Annotated in this window: 7 protein-coding genes; all 7 read right to left on the reverse strand. The window is 69.9% G+C overall.

Going from position 1 to position 12982, the window contains the following annotated elements; all coding sequences use genetic code 11:
* Nucleotides 1-3: 3 nt before the first annotated feature.
* The 7 genes from pelG to AB4851_RS30005 all read right to left on the reverse strand — a co-directional run bounded on the left by pelG (nt 4) and on the right by AB4851_RS30005 (nt 12906).
* Entirely contained in the window at nt 4-1377 is a 1374-nt protein-coding gene (pelG, locus tag AB4851_RS29975; protein WP_414449988.1) for an exopolysaccharide Pel transporter PelG, read from the reverse strand.
* A complete protein-coding gene (gene pelF / locus AB4851_RS29980; RefSeq protein WP_414449989.1) occupies nt 1377-3017 on the reverse strand; it encodes a GT4 family glycosyltransferase PelF in 1641 nt (546 codons plus the stop codon). Before pelF ends, pelG begins: the two co-directional genes overlap by 1 nt.
* Nucleotides 3014-4036, reverse strand: a complete 1023-nt coding sequence (locus AB4851_RS29985; RefSeq protein WP_414449990.1) for a tetratricopeptide repeat protein — start codon at nt 4034-4036, stop codon at nt 3014-3016. Before AB4851_RS29985 ends, pelF begins: the two co-directional genes overlap by 4 nt.
* Complete coding sequence (locus AB4851_RS29990) at nt 4029-5438, reverse strand: PelD GGDEF domain-containing protein (protein WP_414449991.1); 1410 nt, start codon at nt 5436-5438, stop codon at nt 4029-4031. The genes AB4851_RS29985 and AB4851_RS29990 overlap by 8 nt, the downstream gene beginning before the upstream one ends.
* A 57-nt stretch (nt 5439-5495) precedes the next feature.
* Nucleotides 5496-6038: a penicillin-binding protein activator LpoB gene (locus AB4851_RS29995; protein ID WP_414444422.1), complete on the reverse strand. Its 543-nt coding sequence runs from the start codon at nt 6036-6038 to the stop codon at nt 5496-5498.
* A 72-nt stretch (nt 6039-6110) separates the two neighbouring features.
* A complete protein-coding gene (locus AB4851_RS30000; protein ID WP_414449992.1) occupies nt 6111-10088 on the reverse strand; it encodes a tetratricopeptide repeat protein in 3978 nt (1325 codons plus the stop codon).
* Nucleotides 10078-12906, reverse strand: coding sequence for a sugar ABC transporter (locus AB4851_RS30005; protein WP_414449993.1), 2829 nt, complete (start codon nt 12904-12906; stop codon nt 10078-10080). The genes AB4851_RS30000 and AB4851_RS30005 overlap by 11 nt, the downstream gene beginning before the upstream one ends.
* Between the last annotated feature and the right edge of the window lie 76 nt (nt 12907-12982).

Raw genomic sequence — 12982 nt, forward strand, 5'->3', positions numbered from 1 at the left:
CGCTCAGTTGTGCAGCATGTAGGTTTCGTATTCGAGCCGCGAGAACTTGCGGTCGAGCACCAGCACCGCCACCACCACGAGCACCAGCAAGGTGGCCGCGAAACCGTAGCCGTATGCGTTCGGGCTCATCTGCAGCGTGACCCAGGTGAGCACCCCGTTCAGCAGCGCGAAGGCCGCGCACAGGCGCAGCACCGTGCCGCGCGCATCGAGATAGAAGAACACGTTCAGCAGGCCGAGCAGCACCACCTGCAGGCTGGCCGCGATCGCGTCGACCGTCAGCAGCGGCATGTAGAGCGTGGAAATGTGCAGCGCCTGCAGCAGGTTGCTGCCGAACGCCACGATCAGCAGCAACACGATCGCCTGGATCTTGACGATCTCGTACAGGCCCGAGCGCACGCTGCTCACCATCATGTCGCGCATGTCGTTGATATGGCGCAGCGTCGCGCCCTTGCGCACCGCGTCGTAGAACGCATCGTAGTACTCGACGAAATCGGTTTCGATACGCACCAGGAACGCCGCCATGCCCGGCATCACGCACACGTAGGCGATGAACACCGGCATGTCGTAGATCACCGACGCGCGCAGCGGCCCGATCACCGGCGCGCTGGTGCCGGCCGAATACCAGAACATGAACTTGTCGATCCACACGCCGAGGTTGAACAGAAAGCCGACCATCGCGAGCGACGGATACGCGAAGCGCCGGTCGAACGCCTCAAACGAGATCAGCCGGCCGCCGCGATAGCCGCGGTAGATCAGCCCCGACAGGCCGGCCAGCAGCACCACATGCCCGGCGACGAAACCGCCCAGCAGGCCCGCCAGCCCGTGCCGGTTCAGCAACAGCGCGAACCCCACCGTGCAGCCGTAGCCGACCATGAACGTGTAGAGAATCTGCCGGTACTGCTTGACGCTCGACAGGAAGATCACCGAGATCCAGATGTTGCTCAACACCACGAAGCCCACCACCATCAGCACGCGATACGCGAGCGTCTCGCCGCGAAAGCCGAGCGCCATCGCGACGCTGGCAAACAGCCCGGCGGCCAGCGTCGTCACCAGCACCACGCCGTTGTAGTTCGACAGCACGAGATCGTCGCGCTTCTCGAACAGGCGATCCGAGATGAAGCGCGTGAACGCGAGCTGCAACGGCCCCGTGAGGATCAGGCTCAATGCGATCAGGTAGGTGACCGACACCTGGAACTGCACGATCGCGAACTTCGGGATCACCACCGCCAGGCTCATCACGCCGATCAGCAGGATGCCGAAGATCGACAAAATCAGCGGCCCCGAGCTGATCAGGCCCGCGTACGCATAGGCGCGCGCGGCGCCGAACAAGCTGTCCTTGCGCAGGATCTTGCGCAACTCGAAACCGATCCCGGCCATCAGCGGGTCTCCTTCGCGGGCTTGGCGCCATGCGGCACCGGGCAACCGCCCATTGCGTCCGCAGCGCCCGCCGCCGGCCGCGCATCGGGCGCGGCGGCAAGCCGGGTGTAGAGCGCGGCGTAGCGGTCCGTCATCTGCGCCTTGGTGTAGTAGCGGCGCACCCGCGCGAGGCCGGCCTGCTGCGCGGCGCGCCAGCGCGTGTCGTCATCGAGCAGCGCCAGCGCGGCCCGCGCGAATTGCGCCGGATCGGCGATCGGCACGACCGCGCCGGCGCTGCCGAGCGCGCGATCCTCGTCGCCGTAGCCCTCGATCAACTGGCGGCACGAGCCGACATCGGTGGTGATCGACGGCACCCCGGCCGCGAAGCCCTCCAGCACCACCAGCGGCAAGGCCTCGCTGATCGACGACAGGGCGATCAGATCGACCTTCGGCAGCACCGCATCGATGCGCTGAAAGCCGAGAAACTTCACGCGCGAGGCCAGCCCCAGACTCTCGACCAGCGCGCGGCATTCGAGCGCGTAGGCCGGATCTTCCTCCTCCGGGCCGACGATCCAGCCTTCGATGTCCGGCATGCTGTGCGACGCGACGAACATCGCGCGAATGAAGGTCTTGATGTCCTTGATCGGCACCACCCGGCCGATCAGCGCGACCACGCGGCGCGGGCCGTCGATGCGTCGCTCGACCAGCGGCGCCAGCGCCTCCACATCCACACCGTTGGGAATGCTGCGGGTTTTCGCGGCGGGCGCGCCATCGGCGATCTGGCGCAGCCGGTTCGCTTCGTACAGCGCGACGATCTCGTCGGCGGCGTCGTACGCGAGCCGGCCGAGCGCCTCGAAGAAGCGCACCCACAGCTCGCGGAAGTAGCTGATGCGCGAGATGTCGCGCTCGAACGCGCCGCGATTGTCGCGAATCCACTGGCTCTGCAACAGATCAATCTTGCGTTCCTTCGTATAGATGCCGTGTTCGGACACCAGCAGCGGCCGCCCGCTGCGGTAGTGCAGGAGCGTGCCGAGAAAGCCGGCGTAACCGGTGGACACCGTGTGATACACGCGCGCCGGCGGCAGTTGCTCGGCCACGTTCGCCAGTTGCCACAGCGGCTTGTGCATGATCCGCACGGTCCAGAAGTAATCGGTAAACGACGGGTCCGTGCAGTGCCGCTCGTACTGATCGACGATGAAATCCCACGCGGCGCGGCTGGTCGAGAACTGCTTCTCGTTGAGCATGCCGTGCGCGCCGAGCGTGGGCGCCATCTGCGCCATCAACGCGGCCACGCTCGTGCTGCTGTCGCCGCCCGCGCCCTGCCGGCCGTTCGCGCCGCGCAGCGCCTCGTGCAGCCGCGCCGATTGGGCGAACGCGGCCGGATCGCCCGCCACCTCGCGCGGCTTGTGCTCGACGCCGGCGGCCGTCGCGTACAGGTAATGCGCCTCGAAATGCACGACGTTGTCGGGCAGCGCGTACGCGGCGCCCTGGTAATCCTCCTCGCGGCTGCCGATGAACACCACTGCGAAGCGCAGGTGCGGATACGCGCGCAGCATCTCGTTGACCCAGCTCGACACGCCGCCGCGCACGAACGGGAACGTGCCCTCCAGCAGCAGGCAGACATCGGCATCGGCGGCGCGCCGGTTCAGGGACGGATTCATCGGGACCAGTAGGTGACAATCGGTTTGAGCGTGGGCAGCACCGCGGCGTTGCCGAGCGAGGCGAGCAGCTCGCGCGTGAGCGCGTAATCGCCGCGCAGGAACGCGACCTCGGCGAGCCACGGCGTCAGGCGCTCGCGCGGAAAACCGAGCTCGAGCGCGCGCGCCATCGCCACGCCCGCATCGTCGGGGCGGCCCTCGGCGAGCGCGAGACGGCCGAGGATCAGCCACAGCGCGGCGTCGCGCTCGTCCACCTCGAGCGCGGCGCGCGCGTACCGTTCGGCCTGCGCCAGCGTGTGCCGGTATACCGCGCCTTGCACGAGGCTCTGATAGATCAGTTCGAAATACAGTTCGGCAAGCTGCCGGTTCAGCGCGTAGCGCTCGGCGTCCGTTGCGGCCCTGGCGAGCGCCTGCCCCATCGCGTAGATCTTCTGCATGATCTCGTTCTCGGCATGATCGAGCGTGCCGTACGCGATCAGCCGCACGTCCTCCACCGGATCGGCCAGCAATTCACGCAACAGGCTGCCGGTGGTGCGGGTCGGCATGCTCTGGATCGCGACCAGCGCCGTCAGCCGGTCGGTGGACGACACCTGCGTGTTGACGAGCCGTGCCTGCAAGCGCGCGCCGCCGCCATGCGCGACGCGCGACACCAGATGCGTGATGAACTCGGGGCGGCCCACCTCGGCGAGCCGGTCGTTCTCGCGCTCGGCCGGAAACCACGCCGCCCAGGCGCAGCTCGCGAGCACCAGCAGGCCGCCCACGAGCGGCATGAACATCAGCAGCGCCCACAGCAGCCAGAGCGTCGGGCGGCGCGGCTCGCGGTAGCGCGCCGGCAGGATCGGGCGCAACAGCCAGGCCTGCACGGCGGCGGCGAGCGCCTGCAATGCGAGGCCGGCCAGGAACGGATCGAGGTGCGCGCCGGCCCGCTCGCACGCCCACCAGGCGAGCGCCTCCACCAGCAGGCAAGCCAGCGCGCGCAGCACGCCGACGACCAGGGCGACGAAGGCGGCGGGCTTAGACATCGGCGCCGCTGCGCTTGAGCAGGCGCTGCAAGGCCGCGCCCGGTTCGAGCGCGCCCAGGTGCAGCGTGTGCACGCCGATGTGCGCGCGTTCCATGTCGAGCCCGAACTGCGCGTCGAGACTGTTTTCGATCCGCGCCAGGTAGCCGTCGACGCCGGTCGTGTCGGTGGCCGGCATCAGGTTCACCAGCACCGAATGCGAGGCGGTCTGCAGCGGCCACATCAGGTCGAGCGCGCGGCGGCGGCGCAGCACGTGCTCGAACAGCGAATCGCCCTCCTCGCCGCGCGGAAACGCCAGCGCAACCAGCGACGACGCAATGCCCGCGTCGCGCTGCAAGCGCGAGAGGCGGCCGAGATCGAGCGCGAAGTCGTACGGGCAGCCCGGCACGTCGGCGAGAATGCCGCGCACCACGCTCGCATGCTCGACGCCGTCGGCGTAATACGCGAGCAGCACCAGCAGCAGTTGCAGGCTGTCGAAGTTCAGCGACAGGAACGGCATGCGCCGCACCACCAGCAGCGCGATCACCTCGCCGTCGGCGCTCACCAGCGGCGCACACACGAGGTAATCGGTCTGCGCGATGTCGGCGCTTTCGCCGCGCAAGTGCGCGACGCTCTTGGTGCGCAGCGCGTGCAGCACCAGATCGTCGCTCGCGACCAGCGAGAACGCGTCGCCGACATGCGCCACCGCCTCGGTCGCGGGCCGGTCGTCACGCACCGGAAACACCGCGCCGATCTCGATCTGGCACACCTGCGCCACGAATTCGAGCATCCCCGCCACCGACGGCAGCGCGCGCAGCGGCGCGGGCGCCTCGGCCGGGCCTCGCGGCTCGGCGCTGACCGACAGGCGCCGCAGTTCGGTGATCGAGTCGCGCAGCGTGGTGGGCTTCGACAGCAGATCCTTTTCGAGCCGTTCGTGCGACAGGCGCATCAGGTAGTGGCTGTTGGTGATCGCGACCAGCCGTTCGTTCAGATAGTCGTTGATGGTCGAGGCGCGCCGCGCCCGATGGCCCCACGTATCGCCGAAATGGCCGGCGATCACCGTCTGCAGCAGGCCGCCCGCGAACATCATCACGGGCCACGGCGCGCCCGGCGGATAACCGAGCTTCCAGGCCGCCACCATCAGCGCGCCGCCGAACAGCCCGAGCAGCGTGCCGTAACGCAGCGCGACGATCATCGGCGCGAACCACAACCACGGGAAGCCCGCCTGCAACAGCAGCGGATCGTGCGGCGAACACAGGCGGCTCACGGCCAGCACCAGCGCGACGAACACGGCGGCCTCGACGATCGCGAACGGCCGCGCGACGGCCGGCGCGATAAACCGGCGCAACGGCCCGAGGCGGCCCAGCGCGTTGGAGCTGCGCGTCTTCGACGCGTCGGCGGCGGATTGCATCGCGGCGGGATTCACGGCCGGTTCCTTTTCATGGGTTCGGAAGCGCGAGGGCGAACGCGTGGCGGCCCGGCCTCAACGGCGCGGCGCGAGCGGCGCGAGCACCTTCGCGATCAGCCCGGTGGCCACGCCCGCGAGGCTCGAACGGCTCCAGCCGTTGCGCGTGCCGGTGGCGCTCCAGACCACCTTGCCGGTGTTCACGTCGGTCAGCTCGAACGTCAGGCCGACCACCGGCTCGCCGTCCACGCCGGTTTTATAGCGCCATTCCTCGACCGAGCCGGACAGCACGTAGCGAATTTGCTGCGACTGCGCCCACGCCAGCTTCTGCTGGCCGTCGCTGCGCTGCGCGGTATCGAACAGCGCGCTCGAACCCGCGTCGTCCGGCGCGAAGCGCACGTCCGCGAGGCCGTCCGCGCGCAGCACGTTGGCCGCGATCGACGCCGCGCTCTGGCCGGCCGACGGCGTTTCGGTGTAGTTCGCGATCGCCCCGACCGCCACCGCATCGTGCGCCTGCAGCGCCGGCGCGGCGGTGCCCTTCAGCGTGCCGCAGCCCGCCAGCAGCAGCGTTGCCGTGGCCGCCGCCGCGCACCACGAGAGGGCCCGCTTGCTTCGTTCCATTCCACTCATTGCCCTGCTCCTTCGTTCATGTCGTCATTCGTTCGGCGCGCACGGCCCAGGCCGGCGCACGCGTCAATAGAACCAGCTGTAGCGCCCGCCGATCACCGTCACCGGTTCCGAGCCGGCCTGGGACACGCTTTCGCGCTCCAGATAGAACACCGCGTGATCACCGCCGAACACGCTGCCGGCGGCGCCCGCCGTGATCTGCGGCCCCCAGCCCTGCACCGAATCGTGCACGATGCCGATATCGAGGAACGGCCGCCAGCGATGCGTGTAGCGATCGAGCAGATCGGTGCCGAAGCCGAACGAGAGCCCGTACTGCGCATAGGTCGGCGGCATCGCGCCGGCGGCGGTCAGCGGCCCGAGCGCGGCCGGCGACAGCCGCGCGAGCAACGGGTCCGCGGTGCCGGTGGCCGAGTATCGGCCGCGCGCACCGCTCAGTCGCAGCGTGAAATCCGGGTAATCCAGGCGCAGCTTGTATTCGATTTCGCCCGAAGTCAGCACGCCGCTGCCCAGAAAATTGCGCGCCTGGCTGTAGAAGCGGTCCGCCTCCACGCTGCCCGTCACCAGCAGGCGCTGAGAGATGGTCCAGCGCGCGCCGCCGATCAGGTTGTCCTTCATGCCGCCCACCGACAGCAACTGCGATTCGGTGGCCCGCTGGTTGCGTCCGATGCTGCCCGTCAGCCCCACCGGCGAATTGCGGCCAAGTTCGCCCGACACGCTGACCGTGTTGAAACTGTCGAGGCCCTCGCGCCGCCCCAGTGTCAACTGCACCGCGGTGTTGCGCGTCTGGCGGCGCAGGTGGACATCGACCGAGCGGTCCACGCCCGGCACGTTCACCAGTTGGGTTGGATCGGCGCTGCGCTGGAAGCGCTCCAGCGCGGTCACGCCCACCATCAGGTTGTCGCCGATCTTCACGCTGCCGCCGATCCGATGCTCGACGGTATCGAGCGGATGCTCGACCTGGCTTTCGACGCCCGTACTGAGCGATTGCGGCCACGCCATCGCGGTATCGACCAGGCGCTCGTGCAGCAAGGCGTTGCGCGGCGCGCCGGCCAGGCCGTCGAACGCGAGTTGTTCGGCTTCGCCGGGGCGGTCGAGCGCCAGCAGCGCATCGATGCGCCCGTCGATCGGCAGCCGCGAGCCGCGTTGGTCGACCAGCCGCTGCATGGTGGCGGTGTCGCCCTCGGCCAGCGCGAGCGTCAGTTGCGAATCGGCCGGGCGCGCGAGACGGCTCGCGTATTGCCGCGCCAGCCAGCGCGTCGCGAGCGGGCTGGCGTCGTGCGACAGCGCCGAGGCGATCGCCACGTCGATCGCCACCGCCGAGCGCAGGCGCGCGGCCGCCGCCTGGTCCAGCGCATGGCTGGCCGGTTCGGGCGGCAAGCCGGGCGCGTCGCCGAGCAGCGTGCGCCGCGTCGCGGCCATGGTGTCGGTGCCGCCGTCGTCTTTCAGCAACTGGCCGAGCAAGGCCGCCGCCGCGTCACCGTTCTCGAAGATGTCGGCCAGCAGCACGCGGCGGCCCCGCAGCTCGTCGCGCCGCTCGGGGTCCTGCCCCGCGCGGCGTGCCCGCAGCGCACGCGCCGCGCTGCCGCCCGCCGTCTCGGCCTTCACGTCCTGCGCCATCTGCAGCCAGACCTTGCGGCGGATCGACCACGCCAGATCCGGGTCGCCGGCATCCTCGTGCGCTTCGGCGAGCGTGAGCAGCCACAGCGGATCGCGCGACATCGACGCGCCCTGCCGCCGCAGCAGATCGAGCGCGGCGGCCGGCCGGTTCATGCGCATCTCGGCCGCCGCGAACGGCCCCCACAGCGCGCTGTCCTGCAACGCGCGCGAGCGCCACGCAACCATCATGTTGCGCAGCTCGGCGTCGCTGCCGTAATCCACCAGCGTCCAGATCAGCGCGGCGCGCACGTCATCGGTCGCGCCCGGCAGATCGACCGCGCGGCGCAGGTCGGCGAGCGCGGCCAGCGGCGCACCGGTCTCGCGGTAAAACTCCGCACGCGCGCCGAGCACGCCCGGCGATTGTTCGGCCCGCGCACGATCCTCGGGCGAGAGACTCTTGAGCAGCGCATCGACGCGATCCATCGCGCGCGCCAGCGTGTAGTAGTAGATCGCTTCCTGCAACGCGCGCATCGTGTGATCGCGCTCGAACTGAAGCTGCGAGGTCCGCCCCGCGTCGAGCGGGTACGGATCGTAGAAGTACGTCATCGCGCTCAGGTCGTCCGGGGTCGCCACGCCGCTGGCCAGCAGGTGCCGGTAGGCCGCGTCGGCGATGCCGTCCTGTTGCAGCAGGCGCGCGAGCTGCGCTTCGTTGCGCCAGAACTGCATATCGGCATCGGTATCGGCGTCGGCCGCGCCCGGCTGCGCGGCCTGCAGCATCGCGAGCGCCGGGGCGTACTGGCCCTGGCGATACAGGATGCTCGCGCCGTGCAGCGCGTAGGACGTGTTGCCCGGCTCCGCCTGTTGCAGCTTGCGCCAGATGCCGAGCGCCTCGTCATCGTGGCCGGCGCGCTCGGCGAGCAGCGCCATGCGCTCGTCGAGCGCGTGGCTGCCGGCGGTGCGCAGGCGCGCGTGCAGGAAGGCCAGCGCGTCCTCGGGCCGGCCGAGCCGTTCGAAGGTGGCAGTCGTGGTATCGACCAGCCGCATGTCGTTCGGCGACGCATCCGACGCATGCACGAGCGCCACGACGTAGCTCGCATCGTCGTGCAGCATCGGCGCGAGGCGCAGCACGTTGGACCAGCCGGACGGATCGTTCGACGCCTGCGCGTAGCCGAGCCACGTATGCAGCGCGAGCAGCGGCGCGTTGTTCCATTCGGCGACCTGCGCGAGACGCTTGAGCCACAGCGCCGAATGCGGAGTCTTCGCCACTTGATCGGTGGCGACCTTCTGCGCGTTGGCGAGGTCGTTCGATTCGAGGAACGACTGGTAGAGCAGGCTCGGCAGATCGTCGGAGGCGCGGTTGGCGGCGGCTGCGGTGGTGGCACCGCCGTCGGCCGGTGCCTGCCCCGTGGTGGCCGCAACCCGCACGATCCGCACCTCGCCCGCCCGCGTCGCGATGCGCCGCGCACCTGGCCAGCCCTCGCCGACCGGGCCGTCCATGTAGAGGAACGCCGCCGCGTGCGCACGGCGCGACGTTGTCGCTTGCATCGACGCAACCCGCAGCGCGGCGCGCTCGATCCGGCCCACGTCCACACGGCCCATTTGCTGCGTGGACAAACCAAGCAGCGTCTTCGCGTACTGGTCGACGAGATCGGGACGCTGCGCGGCCCGAGCCAGGTTGAGCAGCACGATCAACGTGTCGCGATCGTCGGCCAGCGTGCCGAGGTGCGCTTGCGCGGCGGCCAGCGCCTCGTCCAGATGATTGCCGGCGCGCAGCGCGGCCACGCCCGCGATGAAGCAGCGCCGCTGTTCGGCGCGCGTCGTCGCATCGGCCTGCAGGCTGAACCACGCCGCCGCCGCGCGCCGGTAATCGCCGCCCCACAAGCCGTATTTCGCGACCTCGGCATTCCAGCGCCGGCGGTTCGGCGCGTCCTGCCGCACCAGGCGCTCGTAGAACTGCGCGGCCAGCGCCGGCAGGTCGAGCGCCGCCGCGTTGCGGGCCAGCACGGTGAGATCGTCGGTGTCCCAGGCATCGCCCGCCACCGCCGCGAGCCGGGCCCGCAGCGAGGCGATCGCGCCGGCGCGGCGCGGATCGCCGGGCGGGAACGCGAACGCCTGCTGCTCGTCCACGTTCAGGCGCAGCAGCGTGGCCGCGCGATGCAGGCGCGCGTCGGGCTGCGCGTCCATGCGCGTGGCGATCCGTTCGGCATCCTCACGACGGCCCAGTTGCTGGTATTGCTCGCCGAGCGTCTTGAGCAGCTCGACGTTGTCGGGCTGCACGCGCAGCCACGCCTCCTGATACGCCACGCCCAGTTCGCTCGGGCCGGTAGTCGAGGCGATCCGCTCGCGCAGCGCTTCGCGCGGCCACGCCGTATAGAGGATCGCCACCGCCCCCGCCGCCAGCAGCAGCACGAGCCACGGCGGGGCGATGCGCGGGCGGTCAGCGGCCACAATCGATCTCGACGGCTTGATACGTGACGCGCGAACCGGCCACGCCGGTCGTGTCGAAGCGCAGCAGCGCGCCGTCCGCGTGCGTCGCGACCGGCTGGCCGGCGACCCGCACACTGCAACGCTGCGCGTTCGCCAGTTCGACGAACGGCTGGTAGTAGCCGCCGAATTCGAACGCCAGGCCGTGCGGCGTCACCCGGAAGCGGCGCACGAAGCCGTTGGCGACCGCGATGTAGGGGCGCTGCGGCGCTGCTGCTGCCGCGCTGGCGGCCGGCGCAAGCGTGAAGCGCGCGGCGCCGTCGTCGATGTGGAGGTAGTTGCCGTCGGGGCCCGGCGCATAGCCGGTCACGCCCGAGGCGTGCGCGAGGTCGGGCACCTCGCTGCCGGCCCAGTGCAGCTCGCGCACCATGCCGTTGCCGCGCACCAGCCAGCCGTCGCGCGTGCCGGTCTGGCGCGCCACCGCGAAGGTGTGCCAGTCGAGCACCTTGCGGATGTAGTCGGTCACGTGCACCGGCAACAGCGGCTGCTTCAGCACGGCCGCGAAAATCTTGTCGAGCGAGCGCAGCGACGCCACCTTGGTGCCGCTGTACATGTGATAGTAGATGTCGATCGGCTTGAAGCGCAGCGGGCTGTCGGTCATCGAGAAGGTTTCGAGCACGCGGTCGAAGCCGTAGAACGGGCCTTGCCAATCGTTGGTGTAGACGTTCTCGTCCTGGTTCGGCGCGTAGACCTGATAGGCGTTCGGCCCCTTGTCGACGCCGATCGGCGCGATCGCCGTCCAGGTCGGCTGCGAGCGCGTGATCACCGTGTCGCCGCCGTTGAAGTTGTAGACGCCGGCCTCGTACACCTTGCGCACCACGATGCCGGGCGGCTGGCAGTCGCCCGACCATTGCAGCACCACCACCTTCTTGTCCTGCGGCGCGAGCTTCGCGTTGATGTAGTCGATCGAGCCGGTGATCTCGCGGTCGATATTGAACTTGTAGCCCGGGATGTTCAGCGAGAACGCCGCGTCGCCGCCGCCGCGATCGACCTTCGCGCCGGTGCTGCCGTCCACGTCTTCCCACTGGAAGGGGTGCGAGTAGGTGTGCGTACCGATCTCGACCCACGGCAGCGCGAACATCTTGCGCGCGATCTCCTCGAGCCGTGGCGAAATCTTCGGATACAGCCCGGCCGGGCCCACCTCGCCCTCGATCACCGACAGCGTCATCGGGATCTTGTAGCGCGAGAAGATCTGCTCGTAGAGCGCCTCGCCCGAATAGTCCGGGCCGGGAAACTCGGTGCGCGACGCGAAACCGTCGCCATCCACGTGCGTCATCAGCAGGCGGCGGCCGTTTTCGGTGGTCACGCTCGGCGACGGCAGCGCCGGCAGCCGCAGCGCGGCGCTCAGGAACGACATCGGCTGGATCGCCCAGCGCTCCATCTCCACACCGTCGAGCGACACCACCGTGTACGGCGCGAGCGCGTAGCCACCCCACGGCAGGATCGCCACCGGGTCCAGTTCGCCGCCGTTCACGCCGAGGCGCAGCAGCGCATGGCCCGTCGCGCCGACGTGCACGCCGAGCAAGTCGCGCGGGTCGTTGCGAGGATTGATTTCGAAACCGATCATCGGATCGCGCGCGATCACGTTCACCGGCCCCGAGAACGGCCCGGCCACCGTCTGCAAGCCCAGCCCGGCCCCGAGCGGCCCGGCCGGATCGAAGCCGAGCTGGTCGAGGAACGCCACCGGCACATGATCGACCACGCGCGCGGCGATCCAGCGCTCCCAGGCGCGCGTGTTCGGCACGCCCGTGCCTTGCAGCCACACCACCACGCCCGCGTAACGGTCGGGCGTGATGTCGTTCGGCAGGCCGGAGGCGAAATCCGCGTATTGCACGTCGTAGCCGAGATAGTTCAGCGGCGTGGCGAGATCGCGCACGCCGATGCTGCCGTCGAGCGGCTGCTTCGGGTTGTGATCCTGCACCACCAGAATCTTGCGCGGCAGCACCTCGATCGCGCCGATGCCCACGATGTCGCGCGCGGGGCTCGTCACGTACGGCTCGACGCCGAGCGCCAGCACCGTTTCGGCGGTCTGGCGCACGCAGATGCGATCGGTGCGCGCGCAGGATTCGATCGACACCACCGGCACCCCGGTTTGCGCGGTGAACGCGCGGGCGGCCGCCGCGCGGCTGTCGCGCAGCGCGGGCGGTACATCGAGCGGGAACGTGCCGGCCTCATTCAGGCCATGCACCAGCGAATCGCCGACCACCGCGTAGAGTTCCCGCGCGACCGGCATGGCGGCCTGCAAGGCATCCGGGCCGCCGGCAACGAGCCGCGCGTCGGGGTGCGCCGCGCGAATCGCGGCGACGGCGGCGAGCGCGTCCGGCGAGTCGAGCAGAAAGCCGCGATAGCCGCGCTGCCACAACGGCTCGATGGCGCGTGCCACGAACTGGGCCGGCGCTTCGCCGGCCTCGGCCGTGGTGCGCGCCATCCACAAGGTGTGCGCGAGCGGATGGGCCTGCGGATCGAAACCGCGCGCGGGGTCCACCACTACCGCGTCGAAGGCCTGCAAGGCGTCGACCGGCGGATTGACGGCGAAGTAGAAGGCCAGATTGGGACGGTGGGTGGCCGTATCACCGGCGGCCGGGAGCGGCTGCGCGGCTGCCGGCATTTCGACGTGCGCGGGGGCCGACTGGGCGATCGCCCGAGTGGGCGCATTGATCGCACCAATGAGCAGCCACGACAGGCCGATACACAACGCACGCGACACGGCGCGGCGTTGCGCGTTCCACTGCCGCCACGGCGCGCACAATGCAGCGCCCGACAGGTCGGTTTGATTTCGCATGCAAGTCTTCGGATTGCACCGCGCATGAAAGCGCAATGTCATTCTGGGTTCGCGAGTGTTCGAAGCGGGAAATCGC

The sequence above is a fragment of the Burkholderia sp. 22PA0099 genome, from assembly GCF_047497165.1.
Taxonomy (GTDB): Bacteria; Pseudomonadota; Gammaproteobacteria; order Burkholderiales; family Burkholderiaceae; genus Burkholderia.